This window comes from Streptococcus nasisuis (assembly GCF_040836615.1).
GTDB lineage: Bacteria > Bacillota > Bacilli > Lactobacillales > Streptococcaceae > Streptococcus > Streptococcus suis_V.
This window is the reverse complement of sequence record NZ_CP162268.1, coordinates 778,372-802,614: the sequence shown is the minus strand read 5'-3', so window position 1 is coordinate 802,614 and position 24,243 is coordinate 778,372. Positions and strand designations below refer to the sequence as shown.

The following is a 24,243-nucleotide window of genomic DNA, read 5'->3' as shown; positions in this document are numbered from 1 at the left end:
GTTTTAAATAGAGCCGTCCATTCCTTACGATTTATACATCTTCTTCATCGGGTGCTTGGCAATGACTTCTGGGTGATTGTCCAGTGCTGCCTGGCCTTTTTCGGTCAAGGCGTAGCCACGAACCTTGAAGTAAGGTGCCAATTGCTCCTCCGTCAAATGGTCTTTGAGGGCTTGATCAACTTCTGCCGCCTTCATTTTCGACAAACCTGTCACACCTTCTGCCTTAAGAATATTTTTCTTGGCCGTTGAAGTAATGTGATCCAGCGACTCAAATGCTGTTTCGACGCGGGCATAGCCATCCGCAATCAGTTGTTCCATATGGGCAGGACCGTCAATCCCATAGCTGTACTCAAAATACTTGGAATAGGGCGTCGTCGTTTCAAAAGAACCTAGACTAATGCGCCAAAGCAAGATAATATCGCCCGGCAAAATTCCCTCTTCCAGACGGACCATATTGCGCTTGGGAACCGGCTTGGGTTCTAGCAACCATTGACCCAAATCGCGTTCAGGAGAAATATAAGGCTTGACCTCATGGTCTTTATACATTTCCTCAATGCGTTTCTCAAATGACATGTTCTCTTCCTCACCAAACTTAAACTTCTACTCAATTATAGCCTATTTATGGGCATAGAACAAGAAGAAGAACTGTAGACTGTTAGGCACCAACCATAATCTGCCAGCAGATACCAAATTGGTCCTCAAGGTTGGCATAGGCAGGAGCCCAAGGTGTTTCCTGGTATTCAGCAATAATCTTCCGTGCATCCCGGCTCAATTTCTCGTAAATACGTCTAGCATTGTCCGCCGTATCTACCACAATAGAGGCCGAAACATTGTAGCCCTGTCGGTATTCAAAGGCAGGATTTTCATCCGAAATCATCAGTCGATGCTCTCCGACCATTAATTCAGCGCTCAAGAGCAAATGTTCGTGCTCCTTGGGACAAGGATGGATAAAGTCTGCCCATTTCTTCAGATTACAGACCTCAGCCTGCAGGGCATCTTGGTAAAACTGGACCGCTTCCACCCCATTTCCATTCGTTACTAGATTGATTTCTAGCGCTTGTATCATTTTAACATCCTCACATCGATAAATAAACACTCTGCAACTTCTTCATTATGCAAAACGGTAATTTTTATTATACAATTTTTGTAGAAAATTTTAAAAACAAACGAATTTCAGATAATTAAAGTCAATTTATAAATATTGAAATAATCAACTTTTTATCGATATTTATTCAAAGATTAACTTAAAATCATTTGTAAATATTTAGTTATTTTTAATCAAATAAAATTCCTGCTAGCCAGAAAATGACTGCAGGAACTTGGTCTAATCTTGTCTTTTAAACTGGAGCAAGCGGCTGCCTTGGAAGGTCAATTCTCCCTGGTCACCTTCAGCAAGCAGGGCATATTCCTCAGGCTTGACACGAAATTCCCTGCGCTCCTTCTGCCATTCAAAGGTCACATAGTAATTGGTCCTAGCCATTTCATTGCCAAAGACATGAGTGCGCTTGGACACTAGCTTAGCCTGCCGAATTTCCACCGGAGACTGGTTATTGCGATGCCATTCCAAAAAATTTCGGACGATTTGATAGACAACAATCCCCAAAATAATGGCGGCAATTGCATAAATGAATAGCATAATTACATCCACACTTCCACCTGGACCTAAAAGATTGTCAAACATAGTAGATACTCCTTTTACATTTATAAGAATAGTATATCATAATTTGAATGGCCAGGAAATTGAATATTGACTAAAATCATGATAAAATGAAGCATAATTTTGAAATGAAAGTGATGATACAGATGAAAAAACTACTTTTTCTAGGCCTTGCTAGCAGCCTCCTACTGACAGCCTGCGCCAACTCAACAACGATACCAAGCAGCACTGAAGAGGCTAATTCAAGCTCTACCCTGCAAACAACTTCTGACTCGACAGCAACCAGCAAATTCAAAAAAGACCTGGCCTACGCTGTCAACAATCCTGACGCCGTTTTTCCACAGTTGAGCCCAGAGGTTGCTGACAATGAGGCCCTGGTCAAGATAAAAACAACCGAGGGAGACATCACCATCAAGCTCTTCCCTGAATTAGCCCCTATGACGGTGGAAAACTTCCTGACCCACGCCAAAGAAGGCTACTACGATGGTACGATTTTCCACAGGGTTATCAAGGACTTTATGATTCAAGGCGGAGATCCCCTGGGCAATGGTACCGGTGGCGAGTCCATTTGGGCTGGCAAGGGGACGACCAAGGATGCCGGCTATGGTTTCAAGGATGAAATTTCTGCCTTCCTCTACAATATCCGTGGCTCTCTTTCCATGGCCAATGCTGGCGCGGGGACAAACGGCAGCCAGTTCTTCATCAACCAAAACACAACCGATATGTCCGGTCAATTGGCTGGCGCAGGCTATCCTGAAAAAATCCTACAAGCCTACAAAAACGGGGGCAATCCAAACCTGGATACCAAGCACACCGTCTTTGGTCAAGTTACCGAAGGCATGGACGTTGTGGATAAAATCGCCGCTGTAGAAACCGGCGAAAACGATAAGCCCAAACAAGATGTTACAATCGAGGCAGTTGAAATTGTCAAAGATTATACATTCAACTAGTAGAGAGGCTAAGCCTTGCCAAGTTTTTTCTTAACAATTTTACAGAAAAAAGAGAAGCTATGTACTGACCCCCAAAAGTTGGACAAATAATTATTGAAAGGATTTAGTTCTGTATTGGACAGGACTAAGTCCTTTTAATTTTGCTTTGATGCGTTTGTTGTTGTAGTAAAAAATATAGTCTGTAATGGCTTGCTCAAGCTCATCAAGCGACTGGTAAGATGTCTCAAATCCATAGAACATCTCTGATTTGAGTATCCCAAAGAAGGATTCCATCATGCCATTATCTGGACTATTTCCCTTGCGGGACATGGACGGACGAATGCCTTTGGTTTCCAAAAAGTAATGGTAAGATTGGTGCTGGTATTGCCAACCTTGATCGCTGTGAAGAATAGTCCCACTGTATAAATCTGCTGGAAAAGCCTTCGCAAGCATGGTTTGAACCTGTTTCAAGTCAGGTGACCGAGACAAGGTAAAATCAATAATCTCACTATTATAGCCATCAAGAACAGGTGATAAGTAAAGTTTACCCTCCGGCAAAGCAAACTCCGTCACATCGGTATAACACTTTTCATAAGGCTTAGAGCCTTCAAACTGACGTTTAATCAGATTATCAGCCTTCTTACCAACCTCACCTTTGTAAGAAGCATACTTGCGTTTACGACGAATACGAGCGGTCAAGCCCAACTCTTTCATCAAACGCTGCACCTTCTTGTGGTTGATGATGAAACCACGATTTCGTAATTCTAAATGAATCCGACGATAGCCATAATTACCTTTATGGTAATCATAAATGGCTTGAATTTCAGCCTTAATTGCTTTGTTCTTGTCGGGTTTATCCAGTTGCTTGACTTGATAATAGTAAGTTGAGCGAGGCATTTTAGCTGTCGCAAGTAGGAGGTCTAGTCGGAATCCTCCTTGGACCATATCTCTAATTGTTTCTGCTGTTCGCGCACGAGTGTTTCGTCCCTCAAGCGAAGTTCTCTCAACTTTTTAGGAAGGCCACCTCAGTTCGAAGACGTTCATTTTCCTCTTGAAGGCGCTCTAATTCAGTCATCTCTTCCCAGGTTTTCTTGCGTTTACGTCCCATCTTGCTCGGTCTCCCTCTTGGTTTTTCAAGAATAGTATACCCGTTTTTCTTGTATTGTGCTATCCAATTGGGAAGCATTCCTCGATTTGAAAGAGCATAATCAAGGGAAACTGAGAGTTGAGAACACCCATGAATCAAGACCTTATCCATTATTTCTTGCTTTAGTTCAGGTGAATAATACCTATTTTTACCTTTTTTAACGATTTCCACGCCATATCGATCCATGAGATTTATCATGTAGGTGAGATTGGCAATAGTGACCTTGTATATCTGGCTAAGGTTGACCCACGACACGCCACTCTTTCTCAGCTCATATATTTCTAGTTTATCTTCATAACTTAATTTCATAAGAAAAACACCCCAATCGTTAGATTTTGTGTCTAACTTTTGGGGTGCAGTTCACTATGCTCCTCTTTTTTATTTCTCTTTTTTCTCAGTTCTACGACGAGCGATCCAGATACCAGCTAGTCCTAAGAAAAGTGCTCCACCAGCTACTGTAAGAGCTGAGCTAGCCGTTTGACCTGTCTTCGGTAAAACTTTCTTAGAAATAGGGGCAGATTCTGATGATACATCAATCGGCCCTGAACCTGTATTCGATGATGAAGAAGAATCTTCGGTCGGACTTGTCGTACGTGTTACTGTTTCAACAAGTTTGTAGACATAGACAACTGTTGTTTCCCCTTCAACAACTGTACCAGAAGCGTTTGCTGGAACTGCAATAAGTTCATAATGATAACTTGTCGTGATGGTAGTCGAACCATCTTTTTCAACCTTATCAGCTGGAGCAACTAGCTCACTATCCGTCAAAGGCTTGGTTTCATAAGTAGTTCCCACTGTCGCATCAGCTACCACAGTTTCCTTATCCTTCAAGACTGTGCCATCCTCAAGAACGTACTCAACCGTTACAGAGCCGACTTTAGCTACGCTTGTAACTGTTTCGACCAATTTGTAGGTATAGGTTACATATGTTGTGCCTTCCGTTACTTGACCTGTTGCATTTGCTGGTGTTTCGACCAACTCATAGCTGTAGGTTGTGGTAACAGTTTTATCCGCGAACTCTTCCACCTTAGGAGCTGGAGTAAGAGCGGCAAGCTCAGCATCCGTCAAGGCTGTTGTAGAATAATCTGTACCTACTGTCGCATCGGTTACCACAGTTTCCTTATCCTTCAAGACTGTTCCATCCTCAAGAACGTATTCAACCGTTACAGAGCCGACTTTAGCTACGCTTGTAACTGTTTCGACCAATTTGTAGGTATAGGTTACATCTGTCGTGCCTTCCGTTACTTGACCTGTTGCATTTGCTGGTGTTTCGACCAACTCATAGCTGTAGGTTGTGGTAACAGTTTTATCCGCGAACTCTTCCACCTTAGGAGCTGGAGTAAGAGCGGCAAGCTCAGCATCCGTCAAGGCTGTTGTAGAATAATCTGTACCTACTGTCGCATCAGCTACCACAGTTTCCTTATCCTTCAAGACTGTGCCATCCTCAAGAACGTACTCAACCGTTACAGAGCCGACTTTAGCTACGCTTGTAACTGTTTCGACCAATTTGTAGGTATAGGTTACATCTGTCGTGCCTTCCGTTACTTGACCTGTTGCATTTGCTGGTGTTTCGACCAACTCATAGCTGTAGGTTGTGGTAACAGTTTTATCCGCGAACTCTTCCACCTTAGGAGCTGGAGTAAGAGCGGCAAGCTCAGCATCCGTCAAGGCTGTTGTAGAATAATCTGTACCTACTGTCGCATCAGCTACCACAGTTTCCTTATCCTTCAAGACTGTTCCATCCTCAAGAACGTATTCAACCGTTACAGAGCCCACTTTAGCTACGCTTGTAACTGTTTCGACCAATTTGTAGGTATAGGTTACATCTGTTGTGCCTTCCGTTACTTGACCTGTTGCATTTGCTGGTGTTTCGACCAACTCATAGCTGTAGGTTGTGGTAACAGTTTTATCCGCGAACTCTTCCACCTTAGGGGCAGGTACAAGTGCAGATAATTCTGCATCCGTCAAGGCTGTTGTAGTATAGTCTGTACCTACAAACTCATCTGTCGCAATATTATTACGTTCTTTCAGAACTGTACCGTCTTCAAGAACATGTTCAACTGTTACGGAACCAATCTTACGGTACTGGTACTTGACAACTGTTGAAGTTGGAGTTGTTGTCCCAGAAGCATTGTTAGGAATGGCTACCAATTTGTAACCTGCTGGTGGAGTAGCTAATCCAGCTGTTTCATATGTCACTCCGATTTCATAGTTGGTCACAACAGGATCTTCAAGTGGCAAACCTGTATCAGCATCCTCAAATGTGGAGATGACAGTAGTTTGTTGACTTGATGAGCTGTTTGTAAACTGGTAAGTGTTACGAGCCTTGATATCAGGACGAGCCAGTACACCATCAACATAGACATTCATGCGCGCATTGTAGTACTCCGTAAATTGTTCTGCAATAGCTTGGCTTGTCAAGTTGACAGGAATGCTACTACCATTAATTCCCATACCTTCCGGAAGATTTGGAATAGTTAATGTTACCTTTGTTCCCTCATCATTTACAGTCGCTGTAATTCCAAGGTCATTGTTCAAAGTATTGATAGAGACACGATTTGAACGGCTAATTCCCATCAAAAAATTATAACCTTGTGTACGGATAGCATCCACATCATAACGAACATAAGGCTGTGTATCTGGATCAATCGTATATTCTACGACCATTTCATGGGCAGCATTTCGATCTATAATAGCTACCTCTGACTGGTGTAGCATCTTGTAAAGTTCTGTTGCCTGCCACAAACGGTTTGATGTACCGAAGTTCACTGCTGGACTGACATAGATGGAAACATTAACACCAGAAGAGTAGGTTGTTCCCGCGCCATCCTCAGCGATAGCTGTTAGATCTAGTGGTACCAAAACATCATTGTTTGCAGCACTGACTCCGACAGTACGAGTGTTGAAGGTGAAGTAAAGATTGTTGTTGATAGTTGTAGACATAGCGTCCGTAAAGACCAGTTTAGCAGTCGTTCCATCTACAGTTAATGTGGCTACTACTTCTCCCTTAGCATTTGTAATATCTGTTGTCTGAGCAACACCTTTAACTGCTGTTGGTAACTGCAAGGTCATGGTATCACCTGCTTTGATGACTTGGTTTGGCAAGACCAAATTTACTCCAAAATTAACAACAGCATCTGCCATTACTTGTGAGCCATCTACGATAGCATTGCCATCGCGCGCTTGACCATTGATGGAAACTGTAACACTCTCTGGGACGATGACTGTGCTAGCTGCTGTTGCTGTGACTCCAGCGAGAGGGGTCGCAGTGGCTTCTGAGGAAGTAGATGTTGCGCTTGCAGCTGTTGTGTCAGTTGATGCAGTTGTTGTGCTAGCTGCTGTTGTATCAGTTGATGTAGTAGTCGAACTTGCAGTACTAGTTGCTGTAGCATCTGAACCACTAGCAACTGTCGAAGTTTCAGTAGTTTCAGTAGTTTCAGTTGTTGCAGTATTTGAAGCATCTGTGGTTGAACTTGCAGTTGTTTCTGCCGCAACACTTTGTGTCACAGGCCCTGCAATGAGCAAACCAACTAAGACTGAGGCTGCTCCTTGTTTAAACTTTTTAATGCTGAATCGTTGTTTGTTGTTTTCTGTATTGTATTTCACAAAAAAAACTAACTTTCTTATATTTTTAAAAATTCACACCATTATCTCTTTATTCCCGACTCTTGTCAAGTATCTCGACTTATGTTTTTTTGTAAAGATAAATAAAAAAACAGTCTTTAGAGTAGAAATTAAAGAAGACTGTTTTCATATTTCATTTCTTTGATTTGTCCGTTAGAACTGCTGAAGAAAAGTTAGTAGGGTCCTTGCAGACCGCTCCCCTGCTTGTACAATGAATTCATCAAAGGTAATATTAGCATCGCCTTGAGCCGTGTCGCTCATGGCACGAATGACCAAGAAAGGCTTGCTCAGATTGACTGCTGCCTGGGCAATGGCAGCTCCTTCCATTTCAACAGCAAGGACCTGTGGAAAATGTCCTTTGATGGCCGCAATCTTGTCAGCACCTGCAATAAAACTGTCTCCTGTTGCGATCAGACCCACATGACTGTCGATTTCCTGCTCTGCCAAAACGGCTGTCACCTTCTCAAGCAAGGCCTGGTCAGCCGGGAAATACAGTTCCTGCCCTGACATTTGCCCATAGGCATAGCCGAAGGCTGTCAAATCCACGTCATGGTAAGCTAGCTTGTCAGCCACTACCACATCACCGATTGAAATGCCCTCTGCCACTGCACCAGCCGATCCTGTATTGACAATGGCATCAACCGCAAAGCGGTCCACCAAAATGGCCACCGACATGGCTGACATGACCTTACCGATGCCTGACTGGACCAAAACTACCTCATGCTGGCCAAGTTTGCCTTGATAATAGGTTCTACCAAGCACTTCTGTCTCGACCGGCTCCTGCAAATAGTCCACCAAAACCTTGAGTTCCTGGGGCATGGCTGCGATAATTCCAAATTTCATAATCTCTCCTACCAAAAAATAACCGCTACGATAAACAGAAGAACAAGAATCACTACCCAAAACAAGATTGTATTGACCTTGCTGCGAAAAGCTTCGCGCTTATTGGTCTCAATCCGTCGGCTTTTAACAACCGAGGGTTGGACAGGGATGCGGATGGTCTGCCCTTCTACATAGCCCTCGTATCCTTCCTCGTCCAGATAGTCCTGAAAATCATCTGGTTCCAAATAGACTTCCTTATCCGGATTGTAATGGCCAAACTGACTGGTATCTTCCAGTTTCTGACCCTTCTTAAATCGTTTTAGTATTTCATCTGTCAACAGGGGCTTGCCCATGTTTAGACCTACTTTCTCATTAGTTGTGCATATTGAATGGCCATGATGGTCTTAGCGTCGCAAATGTCACCACTTGCCACCAAGTCCAGGGCCTGATCCAAGGTCACTTCATAGAGCTCGATGACCTCGTCCTCGTCCATGGGACGGGGATTTTCTACCTTGACTAGATTTTCAGCCAGATAAAGATAGATGCGCTCGTTACAAAAACCAATAGCAGAATAGAAGTCTGCCAAGAGGGTCAGCTTGTCTGTCCGATAGCCGGTCTCCTCTTCCAATTCCCGCAGGGCTGCATCTTCTTGTGTAAATTCTTCACCCAGTTCCAGCTTGCCAGCGGGGATTTCATAAATAGCGCGTTCAATGGCCTTGCGATACTGCTTGACCAGGATAATCTTACCTTCCGCTGTCAGAGCCAGCACACAGACTGCTCCCTTGTGGAAAACCAGCTCACGCTTGCTGGTTCCGCCATTTGGCAGGGCAACATCATCGACAACGACGTCAAAAATTTTGCCCTTAAAAATCTCTGTCCGCTCAATAGTTTTTTCTTCAAAGTTCATGAAAAACTCCTACTTTTGACTAGGGTGGAAAGGAAAACGTTTGGCAGAGCCTTCCTTATTTTCCTGGCGACCGCGACCGATTCCAATCGAATCCGTCGGAACATCTTTGGTAATGGTTGAACCTGCTGCTAGGAGGGCATTATCGCCAACAGCTACCGGTGCAATGATGGTTGAGTTTGAACCGACAAATACACCATCACCAATCACTGTCTGGTACTTGTGTTGCCCGTCGTAATTGGCTGTAATCGTACCAGCACCGACGTTGACATCTTTTCCGATGGTTGCATTACCGAGATAAGTCAGATGACCAACCTTGGACTGTTCACCGATTGTCGTAGCTTTAACTTCAACAAAGTTGCCGACGTGGGCATCTTTACCCAGAATGGACTGAGGACGGATATGGGCGAATGGCCCCACTGTCACGCCTGTTTCAATGACAGATTCTTCAATATCGGAGTTTGTAATAACCACATCCGCTGCAATCTTGGAATCACGAACTCGGGTGCCGTTGGTCAACACTGTCCGCTCACCGATGGTCGTTGCGCCCTTGAGGACAACATTGGCCTCGATGACTGCCTCCGCACCGATTTCTACGTCAATGTCAATGTAAGTCGCATCTGGATTGATAAAGGTTACGCCGTTAATCATGTGTTTTTCATTGATGCGCTTGCGCATAACAGCTTCTGCCGTCGCAAGAGCAATACGGTCATTGACCCCCAAACTCTCATCAAAATCACGGAGGATATAGGCCCCGACCTTCTCACCAGCCTGACGGAAAATAGAAATAACGTCGGTCAAATAGTATTCCCCTTGGGCATTGTCCGTGTTGATATCCTTGAGAGCCTCGAAGAGACGCTTGTTGTCAAAGAGATAGGTACCTGTATTGATTTCCTTGACCTGTTGCTCGAAATCGCTGGCATCCTTTTGCTCAACGATTTTCAGAACTTCGCCGTCAGCGTTACGGATAATGCGACCGTAGCCAAAAGGATTGTCCGCCTGAGCTGTCAAAATCGTCGCCACATTCTTATGACTGATGTGGAAGTTAATCAGATTTTTCAAGCTCTCACCCGTAATCAAAGGTGTGTCACCTGCGATAACCAAAGTCTGGCCCTCAAGACCTGCTAAAGCAGGCTCCGCCATCATGACTGCATGGCCTGTTCCCAACTGCTCTGATTGCAGGGCAAACTCGGACTGACCTTCAAGGACCGCTTGGACCAATTCTGCTTTGTGGCCCACAATCGTCACGGTCTTGGCAGGATTGACAGCATCCACAGCTCGCTTGACATGCTCCAACATGGTGATACCTGCCACCTTATGGAGAACTTTTGGCAGGTCTGACTTCATGCGGGTTCCCTTGCCCGCCGCTAGGATGATTGCATAGTTATCGCTCATGATTACTCTCTTTTCATTGATACTGCTACCATTATAGCAAATTTTGATTGTTTTGGAAAATGGCAGAGCAAAAATCAAGTCTGCATTGGATAAAGAAAAAGAGGTCGAAACCTCTTTAGAATTTATGGAGCCATTTTCTATAGGCCAGTTCGGATAACAAAGTGGCACTAAAAACTGCTAGTAACATAGTGAACCAATTATCTGGTAAATCGAGCAGTCCGAAAAACACACCAAAGACGAACAAAAATATAACTATCATCATCAATAATCGCTTCATCTGGTCATCCTCCTGGCCGACAGTCAAAACAAGTGGACACCTAGAAAAATATCTGTCCGTTCCTTATCTGTCAAGCTTTTTAATTCCTCCCAGACAGGTTTTTCCTCGTCTGTGAAACGCAGTTCTGTTCCCGGTAGACCAGCATTGGAAACAGCTTGAACCAAGCCCTGCAAACTTATTCCCAGAGCCACCCCCTCGCTCTGCATTACTTCAGCCCGAGTCTGGTCAAGGGTTGCAGTCAGCTGTTTTGCCGTTTCAGCACCGATTGACTCTGCCTTACCAGCCAGTATGGGTTTCAATTGGTCCAACAAACCAAGCACTTTTTCTTTGTCCATAAAGACCTCCTTGTGAATCTTTTATTTATATTTATTATATCAAATCAACAAAAAAAATACAAGGAAATACAGAATGTAGACAAACTAAACTCTGGATAAATAAACTGAGTAGCTCTGCTAAGAAAAAATAAAAATTAAGTTTATTTTGCGAGCGGAGTGAGCCCTAAGTCGGGACTTTGTTTACAAACTCGGAAATATTCTCTATTTTGGATAGACTAATTCAAATTCTTCGCAGACCACCAGCATATCTTCAGAGAAGGTCAGACCTGCCTCTTCCAGCCAAATGGTGAAGAGTTCCTCATGAACCTGACGCCAATAGGACAGACTACGATCACCCTCGCCCTCTCTCCAAGCATGTTCTTCCGAAACCTGCGAAAAAGGGGTGACATAAACTTTTGTCGTTTTAATAATACAAACGGCATTATCTTGGCTATCCAGAATGATATCATATCCACCAGCCTGAGGGATTTCTTCGCCCTCTAATTCATAGAGTGCGTAGGCAGAGCTGGTCGCTGTCTTGATACCGCGCGCTACTAGGTCTGCTAATTCATCTGGTACCGCACCAAAAGCCCAGGCTTCTGGTTCAGGTCCTGCCTGCGGATTAACTGCCAAATATTCTTGCCATAATTGTGTTGGAGTCATTATTTCTCCTTACTTTCTAGCCAACTAGCTCTGGTCAGACGGGTCACATGCTCCGTCCGAACCTCACCAATCAGCGCACACTCAACATTCTCTAGCTTGTGATGATAGGTAAAACCACACTTGACCTGGGCACGTTTGGATTGCTCATTGCCCTCAAAATAGCCGCACCAGATTGTCTCTAATCCTAGGGTTTCAAAGGCATAGCAGAGCAGTTTTCGGATTGCCTCTGGAACCAAACCTTGTCCCCAGTAATCACGTCCTAGCCAGTAGCCCAGCTCCGCTTCCTTGTCCGAAGTCGTCAGTTTACTAGCACCGCCAATCATCAAACCGATGGCACCGACAGGCTTGCCGGAAACCTTATCCACAAGAGCATAGGTTCCTGACTGAGCAAAGACCGTTTCGACGATATTCCGACTTTCTTCTAAGGATTGGTGGGCTGGCCAGCCTGCACGCGGTCCGATTTCTGGGTCCGAGGCCAGAACAAAGAGATCCTCCGCATCATCCACCGTCCAAGGACGGAGCAATAAACGCGCTGTTTCTAGCATAAATGTCTTCTCCTATTTCAAAACTCTAACTATTGATAATCTGCCCTCTACGCAGCAACCAGTTCATCCCAAATAAATCTCTACCTTCTCAAGACTGAGTTCAACGGCCAAGATGCTTGTTTCCAAATTACCCGGCAGGAGCAAAAGCATCCCTGTCTGGGTCATCCTGCCAATGATATTCTGCCTGTCGGGCAATCTGCTCAGCCAATTCCTGACCAAATTGGTCCCGCACAAAACCGAGCACCATATCCATTCCCGCGGAGACACCTGAAGAAGTATAATACTTCCCATCATGGACCCAGCGTGCCTGTCTCTTCCAGTTGACCGCTGGACCTTGACTGGTCACCCAGTCAAAAGCAAGTTTATTGCTGGTCGCCTCCTTAGCATCGAGCAGACCCGCTTTTGCTAAGAGGGCGCTGCCAGTGCAAACAGACAAAACAAATGATGCCTGCTCAGCCAGTTGTCCTAAACTGGTCAAGAAGGCTTCATTTTCAACCAAGGTACGGGTTCCCCGACCACCCGGTAGGAGCAAAACGTCAATAGGACTAGTCAAATCAAGAGGCTGAGTCAGTATTTCTACTCCTTGACGATTGCGGACCAGACCACCAGCTAGAGACTTATAGGAAAAGTTAATAGCTGGAATACCAGCCAACAATTCCACCGGACCAAATAAATCCAAGGTTTCAAAATCTTCGAATACCAAGGCGACACATTTCATGACTGACCTTCTTCCTTTTTCTTCCATAGGAGCAGACTGATGACGATGGCTACTGCCAAGCCGACGATTAGAAAATTGACAGGATGGGCCATTTGCCAAAAACTCTGGCTCTATAATTTCTGTAGTGGGTAAAACCACCATGGAAATTATGGAGCCTTTTTGAGTATATACAAAAAGTCCCATATGACCTATAATGAAAAGTGCTCAAACTATCATTTTAGAAAGACTCATATGGAACAACTAAATCTTATCACTAATTTTCTCAGAATTAAAGACAAAAATATTACTATCACTGATGAATATGATATGGGAACTCACTTAGAACTCCACGGTTACTTGGATTACATGGCTCCTAAATGTCCAGAATGCAAGGGACAAATGGCTAAGTACGACTACCAGAAAGCATCAAAAATCCCTTACCTAGAAACTGCTGGTTACCCACTCCTTATCCGCCTTAAAAAGCGTCGTTTCAAGTGTAAAGAATGTGGGAAAATGGCTGTCGCTGAAACTCCTCTTGTTAAGAAAAACCATCAAATATCTGTCGCTGTTAGTCAGAAGATCGCCCAGTTACTCATCGAAAATCAAGCAATGACACATATTGCACACAGGCTAGCTATCTCAACATCATCAGTTATGAGAAAGCTCAATGAGTTCAAGTTTGAAACGGATTGGAATACCCTACCTGAGGTGATGAGTTGGGACGAGTATGCCTTCAAGAAGGGGAAAATGAGCTTCATCGCTCAAGATTTCGACTCCCTAAATGTCATCACCATTCTCGACGGAAGAACTCAAGCAACCATCCGAAACCACTTTCTACGCTATCCTAGAAAGGTTAGAAATCGAGTCAAAGTGATTACCATGGATATGTTTAGTCCCTATTATCAACTTGCTAAACAGCTTTTTCCGAATGCAAAAATTGTACTCGACCGCTTTCATATTGTTCAACACCTTAGCCGTGCTATGAACCGTGTCCGTATTCAAATCATGAATCAATTCGACAGAAAATCGCAGGAATACCGTGCTTTGAAACGCTACTGGAAATTGATACAACAAGATAGCCGTAAAATCAATGATAAACGATTTTATCGCCCTATGTTTCGAATGCATTTGACTAACAAGGAAATCCTGGAAAAACTCTTGTCTTTCTCTGAGGAACTACGACAGCACTATGAACTCTATCAGCTTCTCTTATTCCATTTCCAAGAGAAGAACTCAGACCATTTCTTTGACCTAATTGAACAAGAAATAACCACTGTTAATCCTATTTTCCAGACGGTATTTAAGACATTTCTAAAGGATAAAGACAAGGTTTTGAATGCCCTAGAATTGCCTTATTCCAACGCCAAACTGGAAGCTACCAATAATCTCATCAAAGTCATTAAAAGAAATGCCTTTGGTTTCAGGAACTTTGAGAACTTTAAAAAACGCATTTTGATTGCTTTGAACATAAAGAAAGAGAGAACGAAGTTCGTCCTCTCTAGGTGTTAGCTTTTCATCTACCCACTACAGTTGACAAAGAGCCAAAACTCTCACTGGTCTGACCATGTCGATTGGGCAGACCAATGGTGAGAAAGAAAGCCAAGAAAATCAACTGACACCAGAGCGCCGATCGGATAAAGGCCAACTTCCTTTTCAACTGCTGCTTTGGCACTTCAAACAGATAAAATGACATCAGATAGGCATTCAAAATGAGCAAATAAACCAAGGCGCTGGGCCAGCCCCACCAGAATTTTGTAATTAGCAACAAGACTATGGGAACAAGCATGGTCTTGACCAAGCCTAGTAAAACATTTTTCATCATTTCAAACTCCAACCACCATCAATGGTGATAATCTGTCCCTGCATGGATGCTAGTTTGCCAGAGGCTAGCATGAAAGTCAGCTCTGCGATTTCCTCAGGCTGGGTCCAGCGACCAATCGGTGTCTGATCTGCTACCCAATCCGCCAAGCCTCCCGGTTCAAAATCGGCAGCCGTCATACCTGTCTGAACCGCGCCCGGTGCAATGCCGAACACCTGGACCTTGTCCTTGGCATAGTCCAATGCCAACTGCTTGGTAAAACCTGCCAAAGCGTGCTTGGAGGCTGTATAGGCAGAACCGCCGCCACCAGCCAGACTAGAGGCAATGGAGCACATGGTAATGATAGTCCCCGATTTTCTAGCCACCATTTTTTCTAGATAGGGGCGGGTCAGTCTAGTCACCGAGAAAAAATTAACCGCGAAAATGCGAGCGAATTCTTCCTCCTCAATATCGAGGTGGGGACGGTAATCATCTAGAATGCCTGCGGTGTTACAGAGGACGTCGACTGTCTGGCACCATGAAAAGACCGACGATAAATCGCTTGTCAGGTCAAGCTGTAGAAAGTGGAAATCGCCTACCAAATCAGGCTTGCTGGCCTGGTCAATCCCGTAGACACGCCAGCCATTTTCCAAAAAAATCTTCGCCTGTGCTAGACCAATGCCGCTGGAAACGCCGGTGATGAGGGCTGTCTTAGTCATGGACTTCTACCCAGTCGGTCGCTAGAACATCGCATGGGGTCGGGCTCCACATGGAGAAGCCCTCGCCCTCGCCCGTCACGTTGATGAGGAAGTAGGGCGTCGCCTCCAGCTTTTGCCCGTGGACCTCAATGGTGTCAAAGAGCTGGACGTAGTTCTCCGCCCCGCCCCAGCCTGTGCGAACGTACTTTTTCTTGGCTTTTAAGCCCGGTAAAATCTCTTCAAATGTCATGGTTTACTCCCTATATTTTTCATTATTATACCAAAAATATCAATCCTTTACTTTCTCTTTCTCACCAACAAAACCGCAGTTCCAATCCAAAAGGCCATAGCTGGCAGAATGAGCAAAATCAGATTAAGCCAAACCGGAACGGTCATAGTCATATGTACGACTCCGCTCAACACTATAAAAAGATAAGTCGGTAAAAAGACATAGCGGACCAACTTTTCCTTATGGAAGAATAGCAGAGCAAGACCGATGAGGAGGACCGGAATCAGGCTTGGCCAACCAGTCAAAGAGATGTCTGCACCATCCGACAATAGGATGAAACGACCGGCCAAAATTGCTACATAGACCAGTGGAAAGCCAATATAGGTCGCCCAAATTTTCGGCTTCGAAGTTTGGTAAATCAAATTCCGCAACAAGAGCATGATGCCAGCCGGCAATAGAAAGGCTAGCAAACTATCACACACCAAAGCTAACCAATTAAATTGGACTGTGCCTGATCCTGCGAATTCCATGAGAAATTGACTGCCGACATATATCAGCCAGACAAGCCCTGCCAGGCGACCAACTTCCTTGACTCCAATCGAAGGCAAATAATTCAACAAATCATCCGCCATCTGCTTGCTGTCTTTTCCTAAGAATTCCTCGGCCGAAAGTCCGGCTTCTTGAGCTTCAAGGACATCTTGGTAAATGGATAAAAGCTGGGCAGTCACAGCTTCTTCCTGCCTGTGGAAGATCGAGGTAATCATCATGTAGCCATTGATTCGGCCCATATACTCCTTATTTTCCTTGGTCAGTTGGTCTTCAATCACCTCAATTTGCTTACGGTATTCCATGTGCTTCAACATCCTACTCTCCTTTCAATCGCTGAACCTTTTGAACCAATTCCGTCCATTGGCTCCAGAAATCTTCTAAATAAACTTTGCCTTGGTCTGTCAGATAAAAATACTTCCTATCGGGCCCATCCGAAGATGGTTTTATCTCTCCAAGGATATAACCATGCTTCTCTAATTTTTGCAAGAGGGGATAAACTGTACCGCCAACCATGTTTTCAAAGCCCTGATTTCTCAACTCCTGAACCAATTCATAACCATAAATCTCCTTCTGGCTGATAATTTGTAAGACACAGCCATCCAAGACACCTTTTAATAATTGCGTTTCTCTCACAAGATTCTCCACTTTTTTTCATCATCTGAAACAAGGTCTGTTAGGTAACACAGACCAACGACCGCCATTGGAATACCTATAAGCCACGATTTCGTAAGAAAACCTACAACAAATGCATTCACAATAAAAATGATCCCAATTATTTGACTCGTTTTCACAATGCCCTACTAGTTTGTTTTACCTATTAGGTTGTATCTATAGTGTAACACAACTCAACTAGTATGTAAAGCAAATTAGTGAAGATTTTCAAAAAATTTAAAAATAAAAAACTTGAGGTTGCCCCCAAGTTTACAGGTGAATGATTTTCTTATAGGCTCCTGTGGTAATAGCATAGATTAGCAGATAAACCAGCAGATAGCCCACACAGATAGCCAGAGTCACTTGCAGTATCAGCTCTGCATTGACCACACCGATAGACAACAAGATAGACGATAGCATCTTGTAGGCAAAGGATAGATGGACAAAGGCAAGTAGGATAGGCAGGAAGAAAACTGTCAGCAATTGCTTGCGAATGGACTGTCTGGTTTGTAGCTCGTCAAGGCCGACCTTTTGCATGATGACAAAGCGACTTCTGTCCTCGTGAGCCTCTGAAATCTGCTTGAAGTAGATAACCAGGGTTGTCGCCATGAGAAAGACTAGTGACAGGAGCAGGCCGATAAAGAAGAGCGAACCCGCAAAGCTGAAGTAATTCCGTATGCTCCAAGCGCGATAACCTAAACTAATGGATGAAAAACCATCTGTTAAACTATCTGACCAAAGCTGATTTTCAAAAGTGCTTGAAAGGAATAATTCCTGGACTGCAACCTGCTCTTCTTCCGATAGACTAGATGTATAACCTAGATAGGTATGTTCAATCCCGTCAACCTCTATACTATTCCTGTCCTTGACGATTAGGATAAGAAATTTGGGCAGAACTTCTGAAAGATGAAATGGAATATGCCCCTCCACTGGGTTTTTGCTGAAAACCTGACCAACCTGCCAGTCTTTATTGGCAAAGGATAGTATTTGACCACTTGTAAAAGTAGTCATTGGGCTAAAGATAGCGATTTGGTCCGAACCTAGCCCCAGAGACTGGCCTGTCATTTCTTGATAGGTTGCTTCATCCAAAATAGCTGCATAGCCAAAATCATCCTCAAAACCAATCTGTGCAACCTCTTCTTCTGACAGGACCTGCAGGGTCTGGTCGGTCACCTTAGAAAGTTGAACTTCCTTGTAGTCGTAGCGCACACGGTCCTTGACTGCTATGCCTGTATTTTCCATCAGCTGATCTGCCAATGCCGGTACCTGGTCCTGTTCAAGCTGATTCACAATTCCTACATCCAAGGAGAAATCATGGGGATTTTGCTTGTTCACATAATCCTTCCCACCGATATAAATATTTAGTCCCCCAACCAGGGTCACTAGAAACATGGTAGATAGGATAGTAATGGTCGCAAGACCCATGGCATTCTTCTTCATGCGGAAGACCAGATTGGAAATCGAAATGAAGTTAGCCGGCTTGTAGTAATAGGTCTGGCGTTTTTTCAGCCAATGGAGCCAGCTGATGATGCCTGCATTAAAGAGCAGATAGGTGGCGAGAATGACCAGCAAAACCGCTCCAAAGAAACCTGGAATGGCACTGATCGGCGATGTCACTGTCTGTGCAATGGTATAACCTGCCACCAGCAAGCCCAAACCAACTAGGGTCTGAAGCCAGAGGAACTTGTTCTTCTTATCTCCGCTCTTTCTATCCTTGACCAGCTGGAGCGAATCGGTCATGCCGAGTTTGCCAGCGTTAAATAGGTTGACCAGGAAGAAGATAGCCAGGAGATAGGCTGTCACCAGAAAGACATTTGACAGCTGAAATGTGGACACAAGAATCACTGGCATTTGCATGGCTTTGAGGAGAATGGCATAAAATAGCTTGTCCAAGGCCATTCCCAAAAGTAAGCCTAGGAAGATGGACAGGAGGGAAAAGACTAGATTTTCCAGGAAATTCATGAAGAGCAGGTGCTTTTTCTCCAGACCTAGGATGCTGTAGAGACCCAGCTCCTTGGACCGCTGTTTCATGACAAAGCCGTTGGCGTAGATAATCATAATGGCTACAGCAATCATGACCACAATCATGCCAAAGCCCAGCACCTGGATGACTCCGTTGGCCCCCTTGACTTGGCCCAGTTGGGGATGAAAGGCCAGGGAGGCGAAGATATAGGAGATGGCGGTGGACAGGACGGTCATGATGGCATAGGGCAGGTAGATAGTGTGGTTTTTCCGCAGATTGGTCAGGGCCAATCGTAAACTTAGTCCCAGCATATTACTCACCTCGATTCGCCATTAGGGTCAGAGTATCTGAAATAACCTGATACATTTCCTGGCTAGTCCGGTCGCCACGATAGACTTGATTGTAGAGGATGCCGTCCTTGATAAAGAGGACCCGCTTGGCCCGGCTGGCTGCCGCAACGGAGTGTGTCACCATGAGAATGGTCTGCCCTGCCTGATTAATCTGCTCAAAAATGTCCAGCAAAGTGGCAGATGACTTGGAATCTAGGGCTCCTGTCGGCTCATCCGCCAGCAGTAAATCCGGTCGGGTAATAATGGCACGCGCCACCGCTACCCGCTGCTGCTGACCACCGGAAATCTCGTAGGGCATCTTGTCCTGCAAGGTCGCAATTTCCAGACTATTTAGGGTATGGACCAGCCGCTTATTCATCTCATCAATCGGGTACTGGGACAGGACCAAGGGCAGGAGGACATTGTCCTTGACAGACAAGGTATCCAGCAGGTTGAAATCCTGAAAGACAAAGCCCAGTTTCTCCCGACGAAAGGCAGACGCCTCCTTACTCTTGATAGCCTGGGTATCCACCCCCTTAAGCAGGACCTTCCCCTGAGTGGGCTTGTCCAGGGTTGCCAGGATATTGAGCAGGGTGGTCTTACCAGAACCTGACTCACCCATGATGGCCAGGTATTCGCCCTCCTCCACCGTAAAATGGATATCCTTGAGAGCCTCGACCTGCCCCGCCTTAAACCGAGAACTATAAATCTTTTGTACATGTTGCACGTCTAGTAGAACCATGATACTTCTCCTTTGGAAACTGTAGTCACAAGTGCGGTCATTGAGATAAGAAATAGTTTTTGCTAATCAAGGGCTATGAGGGGCAGCAAACTAGCCTTAAATCAGGTACCAAACTGTGAATACAAGTTCTTATTTTTATAATCCCATTTTACAGTTTCAACCCAAGGCCTGCCATAGCCCAAACTTTCATTTGCCTTACAAAATTGTCACTTAATCCAAGGCCAGTTCTGTCTCTTTTATCCCAATCCGAACTTCAGTGCCTTGGCCTAACTTGGATTTGAGGGTGAGGGAATAGCCCAGCTCCGCAGCGATTTTCTTAGAGAGATAAAGCCCAAGGCCCGAAGACTGTTGGGTTCTACGACCGTTGAAACCTGAAAAACCACGCTCAAATATCCGCTGCAGGTCACTCTCCGCAATCCCCAGACCCGTATCTCGAATGACCAGGTCATGACCGTCTAGGAAAATGGAAATGGTCCCATTCTCACAATATTTGAGGGCATTGGAGAGGACTTGTTCAATCAAGAGACCCAGCCAGCGTTTGTCTGTTTTTAGGACTCGCGATAGGTCTCCCAAATCCAGCTTGGTTCTGGCCTGGATGAAAAAGAGGGAATATTTTTTAATCAGGCTCTTGACCAGTTCTTCCAGGTCCACCCGCTCAATAACCAGGTCGTCATGGAAGGATTGCAGGCGGAGATAATTGAGGACCAGACCTGTGTATTGCTCGATTTTGAAAAGTTGATTTTCCAGCTGGTAACGGATGTCTGGCTGGTCGATTTCCTTGGCCAGGAGCTGACTGGCAGCGATAGGAATCTTCATCTGGTGGGCCCAGAGGGTATAGTAGTCGTCCAATTCGGTCTTGGCTTGAAGTTGCTGCTCCTGCAAGAGCTTGTTTTGGGCTTCTAACTGCTGGACCTTTTCCTGCAAATACCGCTCTGCTGGGCTGCCTGATGCCGCCTGCTGGCCACGCCAGTATTTACCAAAGCGAGAAACATCCGCCAACAGGTCCCAGCCTAATGCCAAGAGCCAGACCAGGCTCAGGAGCAAGAGACCATAGGAGATGAGGGGGCGGTCCAGCTCAAAGAGGTAACTGAGGCCGTAGATGAAGAGGGCCAGGGCCGGGTAGGCCAGGAGATAGGGCAGGCGGTGGCGGATCCAGCTGGTCAGAAAGAGCCGATAATCTTCTCTAGTCATGAGCTTTCACCAGGCCGTAGCCGACCCCTTTCTTGGTAGCAATCAAGCCCGGTAGCCCCAGTTCATCCAACTTTTTCCGAAGGCGGGCCATGTTGACAGACAGGGTATTGTCATCTACGAAAATATCGCTATTCCAGAGCTGGCGCATGAGCTCCTCCCGGCTGACCACTTCCTGACCATGCTCGAAAAGAACCCGCAAAATCTGAAATTCGTTCTTGGTCAACTCCTCCAACTGGTGGTCGTACTGAACCTGCATGGTCTTGAGGTCAAGGGAAATCTCTCCAAACCAGAGTAGGCTCTGCTCACCAACAAAATCATAGGTCCGACGGAGCAAGCCTTGTATCTTGGCCAAGAGGACCGTCATCTCAAAAGGCTTGGTCACATAATCATCAGCCCCCATGTTAATGGCCATGACAATGTCCATGGGCTGGTCATGAGAGGACAAAAACATAATCGGAATGCGGGAGGTCTTGCGAATTTCCTGGCACCAATAGTAACCGTTGAAAAAGGGCAAACCGATATCCAGGAGAATCAAGTGTGGCTGAAAGCGGTCAATCTGGCTGAGAATATCCTGAAAGTCAGCCACTTCCTCCACCTCATAGCTCCAATTTCGTAAATTCTTGGCCACCAGCTGGCTGATGACCTTATCGTCTTCTATCAATAGTATCTTTTGCATAGGGACCTCCTTGACTATACTATTATTATATCGTAAAATTGCTCCAGAAACCTTTCAAATTTGTCATTTTCCACAATATCCGCTATACTAAGACTACTATGGCAAACCTACTTGATTACCTAAAAGAAAGTCAATTCGATAGTTTTTATGATCGGCCGCTCAACAAGCTAGATATTTTGGCCCTGACCGAGCTAGCCTATCTGCCCTTCGACAGTCTAGTCCCAGCTGACTTTACTGAAAAAGGCGTCCGAATCGACCAATTAGCAGAAGATTTCGCAGCTAAATACCAGGATGAATTCCCACCTTTTTCTATGGTGACAAAGAGCCGACTAGCCATGTTTCAGTTGCTAGCCCAGGCCAAGCGCTTCAAGCATCTACGGGCCTTTGCCTATGTCGACCAATATGAATTGGACCTGCAGAAACAGTTTGCGGTCATCAGCTACCGCCTAGACCGACAGACCATTATCACCTGCTTCCGGGGGACAGATGATACCATTATCGGCTGGAAGGAAGATTTCCACATGACCTACATGGAGGAGATTCCTGCCCAAAAGTCCGCCAAGGAATACTTGGAAGGGCTGATAGGGAGCCAGCCAGGACTGTTTTATATCTCTGGTCACTCCAAGGGGGGCAACCTGGCACTCTATGCCAGCAGCAAGCTTGCGGCTGACTTGCAGGAACGGATTTTGCAGGTCTATCCCTACGATGCTCCTGGACTCCATAAGAAACACCTGGAAAGTCCGAGCTACCTGATGCTTGCCGATCGGGTCCACCCCATTATCCCGCAAAATTCTGTGGTCGGTATGATGCTGGAAACTCCTGACCATGTTCAAATCGTCCAGAGCAATACCATTGGTCTCCTCCAGCATATTAGCTTTTCCTGGGAAATTAACGGCAACGACTTCAAGCCTGCTCCAGCCCTAACAGAGGATAGCTTGCAGGTTGACCAAACCCTCAAAACCTGGACAGCCAGCCTGACAGAGGAGGAATTACAGGAATTTTTCGACCTCTTCTTCGGGCTCATCATGGAGGCTGGTATTGAAAAACTAGCGGACTTGACCGTCAACCCCCTCCAAAAATTGCAGGAAATCGACCGACTGCGCAAGGAATTGCCAGATGAAAAGGCCCAGATGTTGGACAAATTGAGCCGCTTACTAATTGACACCCGCTATAAAATCTGGCTGGAAGGCCTCTACCAAAACCTGCCTCATACCCATTTCAAATTGCCTCAGTTCTCCCTCCGTTTTCCCAGTCCTGAATTGAAGGTTCCTGGTTTCAAAAACAACACAGAAAACCATGTAAACTATGGAAGGAAGGTCCAGCCGGACGATTTTCTCAGAGTACACAACTTCAAATTCCCGGATTGAAACGACTGGTTAAGAGGACCAAGCGATAAGAAAGACAAAGAAAACTAGCCTGGAAAAGCTAGTTTTTTCTATTATATTCGATGTTCTAGTCGAGCATTTTATTTTTCAAGATGAGCAACTACTTCTTCAAACATAAGCTTGGTTGACTCAAGACCACCACCTGAGAGGTACCAGAGGTCTGGTGTCAGCGTGATGATTTTCTTGTTCTTACCAGCATTGGTTTCCTGGATGAGGGCGTTGTTGAGAATGTCCGAATTTTGCGTATCGTCGCCACCGATGGCCAGGGTGCGGTCAACAACAAAGATGATGTCTGGGTTGATCTGGCTGACACTCTCTAAGCTCAGGCTGGAACCGTGACTTCTGCCTTGATTTCCTTGGGTGTTTTCTTCCAGTTTGAGGTCAGTTGGTTGAAAGCCCAGTGTCTTATAAATAAAGGAATAACGGCCGTCTGGAGCAATGCCTGCCATACTGCCTTCATTGAGCAGGACAGTTAGAGTGGTCAATTGGGTGTCCTTGTTTTTGTCTTGAGCCGTTTGAACAAGTGTGTCGATATCAGCCAGCTTGCTTTCAGCTTCTTTGACTGCCTCGTCTCCGAAGAGTTTTGCCAATTCAGTAGCATTGGTCTTGACAGAGTTCAAATAATCAGAAGTAGAGGTCTCAAAGTATATAGCTGGCGCAATTTTCTCAAACTCTGCCTGCTGGTCCTGCGTACGACTGGACAGGATAATCAAATCCGGTTCCAACTCCGCAACCGTTTCAAGGTTGACTTCGCGCAGATTACCAACGTTTATAATCTCTTTTTTATCCTTCAAGTCCTTCAAATAGGTTGGCAGGCTGTCTTTTGGCATCCCGACGATAGTGTCTTCCTTGCCAAGGGCACGCAGGCTGTCAGCCACACCGTAGTCCAAAACCACAATCTTTTGGGGATTACTTGGAACGGTTGTCTCACCCGTCGAGGTTTGAATAGTAATGTCCTGAGAGGTGCTGGCCTGCTCCGCTGACGAACAAGCAGCTAGAGCAATGATGCTAAAGAGTACTAAAAATGCGAGTGTGATGCGTTTCATAATTTTTCCTTT

At 45.3% G+C, this 24,243-nt stretch carries 27 protein-coding genes; 3 read left to right on the top strand and 24 right to left on the bottom strand.

Features of this window, described 5'->3' with window-relative positions; genetic code table 11:
* Positions 1-24 precede the first annotated feature (24 nt).
* The 3 genes from AB1F57_RS04125 to AB1F57_RS04115 form a co-directional block, all read right to left on the bottom strand.
* Positions 25-573: a hypothetical protein gene (locus AB1F57_RS04125; RefSeq protein ID WP_105137161.1), complete on the bottom strand. Its 549-nt coding sequence runs from the start codon at positions 571-573 to the stop codon at positions 25-27.
* A gap of 82 nt (positions 574-655) precedes the next feature.
* The gene (locus AB1F57_RS04120) at positions 656-1,066 is read right to left on the bottom strand and encodes a VOC family protein (protein ID WP_170238917.1); all 411 of its coding nucleotides are present in this window, start codon (positions 1,064-1,066) and stop codon (positions 656-658) included.
* Between the two features lie 258 nt (positions 1,067-1,324).
* On the bottom strand, positions 1,325-1,681 hold the full coding sequence (locus tag AB1F57_RS04115; RefSeq protein ID WP_170238916.1) for a DUF2500 domain-containing protein: 357 nt from the start codon (positions 1,679-1,681) through the stop codon (positions 1,325-1,327).
* A gap of 122 nt (positions 1,682-1,803) precedes the next feature.
* Between AB1F57_RS04115 and AB1F57_RS04110 the strand changes: the two genes are divergently transcribed.
* On the top strand, positions 1,804-2,607 hold the full coding sequence (locus AB1F57_RS04110) for a peptidylprolyl isomerase (RefSeq protein ID WP_367986118.1): 804 nt from the start codon (positions 1,804-1,806) through the stop codon (positions 2,605-2,607).
* Between the two features lie 90 nt (positions 2,608-2,697).
* On the opposite strand, the gene AB1F57_RS04105 is transcribed toward AB1F57_RS04110, so the two are convergent.
* From AB1F57_RS04105 to AB1F57_RS04055, 11 genes are all read right to left on the bottom strand, one after another.
* A protein-coding gene (locus AB1F57_RS04105) for an IS3 family transposase (protein WP_367986117.1) occupies positions 2,698-4,042 on the bottom strand; the annotation gives its coding sequence in 2 pieces (ribosomal slippage) (positions 2,698-3,598 and positions 3,597-4,042; 1,347 coding nt in all).
* A 69-nt stretch (positions 4,043-4,111) separates the two neighbouring features.
* Positions 4,112-7,339, bottom strand: a complete 3,228-nt coding sequence (locus AB1F57_RS04100; RefSeq protein WP_367986115.1) for a MucBP domain-containing protein — start codon at positions 7,337-7,339, stop codon at positions 4,112-4,114.
* 171 nt (positions 7,340-7,510) lie between these two features.
* Positions 7,511-8,200 (bottom strand): 5'-methylthioadenosine/adenosylhomocysteine nucleosidase, encoded by a 690-nt coding sequence (locus tag AB1F57_RS04095; protein ID WP_105137793.1) that lies wholly within the window; start codon positions 8,198-8,200, stop codon positions 7,511-7,513.
* An 8-nt stretch (positions 8,201-8,208) separates the two neighbouring features.
* Positions 8,209-8,532, bottom strand: coding sequence for a cell wall synthase accessory phosphoprotein MacP (gene macP, locus AB1F57_RS04090; protein ID WP_105123220.1), 324 nt, complete (start codon positions 8,530-8,532; stop codon positions 8,209-8,211).
* A gap of 8 nt (positions 8,533-8,540) precedes the next feature.
* Positions 8,541-9,086, bottom strand: a complete 546-nt coding sequence (locus tag AB1F57_RS04085) for an NUDIX hydrolase (protein ID WP_105160653.1) — start codon at positions 9,084-9,086, stop codon at positions 8,541-8,543.
* A gap of 9 nt (positions 9,087-9,095) precedes the next feature.
* On the bottom strand, positions 9,096-10,478 hold the full coding sequence (gene glmU, locus AB1F57_RS04080) for a bifunctional UDP-N-acetylglucosamine diphosphorylase/glucosamine-1-phosphate N-acetyltransferase GlmU (protein ID WP_167786169.1): 1,383 nt from the start codon (positions 10,476-10,478) through the stop codon (positions 9,096-9,098).
* A 300-nt stretch (positions 10,479-10,778) separates the two neighbouring features.
* Positions 10,779-11,090, bottom strand: a complete 312-nt coding sequence (locus AB1F57_RS04075) for a hypothetical protein (protein WP_167786171.1) — start codon at positions 11,088-11,090, stop codon at positions 10,779-10,781.
* A gap of 201 nt (positions 11,091-11,291) precedes the next feature.
* Positions 11,292-11,732, bottom strand: a complete 441-nt coding sequence (locus AB1F57_RS04070) for an ASCH domain-containing protein (protein ID WP_167786173.1) — start codon at positions 11,730-11,732, stop codon at positions 11,292-11,294.
* A complete protein-coding gene (locus AB1F57_RS04065; RefSeq protein WP_167786174.1) occupies positions 11,732-12,277 on the bottom strand; it encodes a GNAT family N-acetyltransferase in 546 nt (181 codons plus the stop codon). The genes AB1F57_RS04070 and AB1F57_RS04065 overlap by 1 nt, the downstream gene beginning before the upstream one ends.
* Before the next feature lie 127 nt (positions 12,278-12,404).
* Positions 12,405-12,995, bottom strand: a complete 591-nt coding sequence (locus AB1F57_RS04060; protein ID WP_167786176.1) for a DJ-1/PfpI family protein — start codon at positions 12,993-12,995, stop codon at positions 12,405-12,407.
* Positions 12,992-13,087, bottom strand: coding sequence for an LPXTG cell wall anchor domain-containing protein (locus AB1F57_RS04055; protein WP_367986112.1), 96 nt, complete (start codon positions 13,085-13,087; stop codon positions 12,992-12,994). Before AB1F57_RS04055 ends, AB1F57_RS04060 begins: the two co-directional genes overlap by 4 nt.
* Before the next feature lie 139 nt (positions 13,088-13,226).
* Here AB1F57_RS04055 and AB1F57_RS04050 point away from each other — a divergent pair, with 139 nt between their 5' ends.
* Positions 13,227-14,483, top strand: coding sequence for an ISL3 family transposase (locus tag AB1F57_RS04050; protein WP_174853283.1), 1,257 nt, complete (start codon positions 13,227-13,229; stop codon positions 14,481-14,483).
* A gap of 4 nt (positions 14,484-14,487) precedes the next feature.
* On the opposite strand, the gene AB1F57_RS04045 is transcribed toward AB1F57_RS04050, so the two are convergent.
* From AB1F57_RS04045 to AB1F57_RS04005, 9 genes are all read right to left on the bottom strand, one after another.
* Positions 14,488-14,796 (bottom strand): hypothetical protein, encoded by a 309-nt coding sequence (locus AB1F57_RS04045; RefSeq protein ID WP_367986111.1) that lies wholly within the window; start codon positions 14,794-14,796, stop codon positions 14,488-14,490.
* Positions 14,793-15,491 carry a 3-oxoacyl-ACP reductase gene (locus AB1F57_RS04040; RefSeq protein WP_167786180.1) on the bottom strand — a complete coding sequence of 233 codons (699 nt, stop codon included), beginning with the start codon at positions 15,489-15,491 and terminating at the stop codon, positions 14,793-14,795. The genes AB1F57_RS04045 and AB1F57_RS04040 overlap by 4 nt, the downstream gene beginning before the upstream one ends.
* Positions 15,484-15,720, bottom strand: coding sequence for a DUF2829 domain-containing protein (locus tag AB1F57_RS04035; protein WP_004194840.1), 237 nt, complete (start codon positions 15,718-15,720; stop codon positions 15,484-15,486). Before AB1F57_RS04035 ends, AB1F57_RS04040 begins: the two co-directional genes overlap by 8 nt.
* 47 nt (positions 15,721-15,767) lie before the next feature.
* The gene (locus tag AB1F57_RS04030) at positions 15,768-16,562 is read right to left on the bottom strand and encodes a hypothetical protein (RefSeq protein ID WP_367986109.1); all 795 of its coding nucleotides are present in this window, start codon (positions 16,560-16,562) and stop codon (positions 15,768-15,770) included.
* A 1-nt stretch (position 16,563) separates the two neighbouring features.
* Positions 16,564-16,881, bottom strand: coding sequence for a PadR family transcriptional regulator (locus AB1F57_RS04025; protein WP_167786184.1), 318 nt, complete (start codon positions 16,879-16,881; stop codon positions 16,564-16,566).
* Positions 16,882-17,169: 288 nt separating this feature from the next.
* A complete protein-coding gene (locus tag AB1F57_RS04020; protein WP_105137781.1) occupies positions 17,170-19,173 on the bottom strand; it encodes an FtsX-like permease family protein in 2,004 nt (667 codons plus the stop codon).
* Between the two features lies 1 nt (position 19,174).
* Complete coding sequence (locus AB1F57_RS04015) at positions 19,175-19,933, bottom strand: ABC transporter ATP-binding protein (RefSeq protein ID WP_105137780.1); 759 nt, start codon at positions 19,931-19,933, stop codon at positions 19,175-19,177.
* A 210-nt stretch (positions 19,934-20,143) separates the two neighbouring features.
* Positions 20,144-21,124: a sensor histidine kinase gene (locus AB1F57_RS04010; protein WP_105137779.1), complete on the bottom strand. Its 981-nt coding sequence runs from the start codon at positions 21,122-21,124 to the stop codon at positions 20,144-20,146.
* Positions 21,117-21,800: a response regulator transcription factor gene (locus AB1F57_RS04005; RefSeq protein WP_105137778.1), complete on the bottom strand. Its 684-nt coding sequence runs from the start codon at positions 21,798-21,800 to the stop codon at positions 21,117-21,119. Before AB1F57_RS04005 ends, AB1F57_RS04010 begins: the two co-directional genes overlap by 8 nt.
* A gap of 98 nt (positions 21,801-21,898) precedes the next feature.
* Here AB1F57_RS04005 and AB1F57_RS04000 point away from each other — a divergent pair, with 98 nt between their 5' ends.
* The gene (locus tag AB1F57_RS04000) at positions 21,899-23,167 is read left to right on the top strand and encodes a DUF2974 domain-containing protein (RefSeq protein ID WP_367986107.1); all 1,269 of its coding nucleotides are present in this window, start codon (positions 21,899-21,901) and stop codon (positions 23,165-23,167) included.
* 98 nt (positions 23,168-23,265) lie between these two features.
* Here the strand turns inward: AB1F57_RS04000 and AB1F57_RS03995 are convergent, their stop codons facing one another.
* Positions 23,266-24,231, bottom strand: a complete 966-nt coding sequence (locus tag AB1F57_RS03995) for an ABC transporter substrate-binding protein (RefSeq protein WP_174852913.1) — start codon at positions 24,229-24,231, stop codon at positions 23,266-23,268.
* Positions 24,232-24,243: the final 12 nt, after the last annotated feature.

Excerpts from the sequence above, each read along its gene's own strand:
- AB1F57_RS04095 (WP_105137793.1), bottom strand. The coding sequence starts at position 8,200 with ATGAAATTTGGAATTATCGCAGCCATGCCCCAGGAACTCAAGGTTTTG.
- AB1F57_RS04000 (WP_367986107.1), top strand. The coding sequence starts at position 21,899 with ATGGCAAACCTACTTGATTACCTAAAAGAAAGTCAATTCGATAGTTTT.
- AB1F57_RS04110 (WP_367986118.1), top strand. The coding sequence starts at position 1,804 with ATGAAAAAACTACTTTTTCTAGGCCTTGCTAGCAGCCTCCTACTGACA.
- AB1F57_RS04035 (WP_004194840.1), bottom strand. The coding sequence starts at position 15,720 with ATGACATTTGAAGAGATTTTACCGGGCTTAAAAGCCAAGAAAAAGTAC.
- AB1F57_RS04045 (WP_367986111.1), bottom strand. The coding sequence starts at position 14,796 with ATGATGAAAAATGTTTTACTAGGCTTGGTCAAGACCATGCTTGTTCCC.
- AB1F57_RS04050 (WP_174853283.1), top strand. The coding sequence starts at position 13,227 with ATGGAACAACTAAATCTTATCACTAATTTTCTCAGAATTAAAGACAAA.
- AB1F57_RS03995 (WP_174852913.1), bottom strand. The coding sequence starts at position 24,231 with ATGAAACGCATCACACTCGCATTTTTAGTACTCTTTAGCATCATTGCT.
- AB1F57_RS04085 (WP_105160653.1), bottom strand. The coding sequence starts at position 9,086 with ATGAACTTTGAAGAAAAAACTATTGAGCGGACAGAGATTTTTAAGGGC.
- AB1F57_RS04015 (WP_105137780.1), bottom strand. The coding sequence starts at position 19,933 with ATGGTTCTACTAGACGTGCAACATGTACAAAAGATTTATAGTTCTCGG.
- AB1F57_RS04060 (WP_167786176.1), bottom strand. The coding sequence starts at position 12,995 with ATGAAATGTGTCGCCTTGGTATTCGAAGATTTTGAAACCTTGGATTTA.
- AB1F57_RS04075 (WP_167786171.1), bottom strand. The coding sequence starts at position 11,090 with ATGGACAAAGAAAAAGTGCTTGGTTTGTTGGACCAATTGAAACCCATA.
- AB1F57_RS04030 (WP_367986109.1), bottom strand. The coding sequence starts at position 16,562 with ATGTTGAAGCACATGGAATACCGTAAGCAAATTGAGGTGATTGAAGAC.
- AB1F57_RS04020 (WP_105137781.1), bottom strand. The coding sequence starts at position 19,173 with ATGCTGGGACTAAGTTTACGATTGGCCCTGACCAATCTGCGGAAAAAC.
- macP (WP_105123220.1), bottom strand. The coding sequence starts at position 8,532 with ATGGGCAAGCCCCTGTTGACAGATGAAATACTAAAACGATTTAAGAAG.
- AB1F57_RS04055 (WP_367986112.1), bottom strand. The coding sequence starts at position 13,087 with ATGGCCCATCCTGTCAATTTTCTAATCGTCGGCTTGGCAGTAGCCATC.
- glmU (WP_167786169.1), bottom strand. The coding sequence starts at position 10,478 with ATGAGCGATAACTATGCAATCATCCTAGCGGCGGGCAAGGGAACCCGC.
- AB1F57_RS04125 (WP_105137161.1), bottom strand. The coding sequence starts at position 573 with ATGTCATTTGAGAAACGCATTGAGGAAATGTATAAAGACCATGAGGTC.
- AB1F57_RS04005 (WP_105137778.1), bottom strand. The coding sequence starts at position 21,800 with ATGCAAAAGATACTATTGATAGAAGACGATAAGGTCATCAGCCAGCTG.
- AB1F57_RS04070 (WP_167786173.1), bottom strand. The coding sequence starts at position 11,732 with ATGACTCCAACACAATTATGGCAAGAATATTTGGCAGTTAATCCGCAG.
- AB1F57_RS04065 (WP_167786174.1), bottom strand. The coding sequence starts at position 12,277 with ATGCTAGAAACAGCGCGTTTATTGCTCCGTCCTTGGACGGTGGATGAT.
- AB1F57_RS04040 (WP_167786180.1), bottom strand. The coding sequence starts at position 15,491 with ATGACTAAGACAGCCCTCATCACCGGCGTTTCCAGCGGCATTGGTCTA.
- AB1F57_RS04120 (WP_170238917.1), bottom strand. The coding sequence starts at position 1,066 with ATGATACAAGCGCTAGAAATCAATCTAGTAACGAATGGAAATGGGGTG.
- AB1F57_RS04010 (WP_105137779.1), bottom strand. The coding sequence starts at position 21,124 with ATGACTAGAGAAGATTATCGGCTCTTTCTGACCAGCTGGATCCGCCAC.
- AB1F57_RS04115 (WP_170238916.1), bottom strand. The coding sequence starts at position 1,681 with ATGTTTGACAATCTTTTAGGTCCAGGTGGAAGTGTGGATGTAATTATG.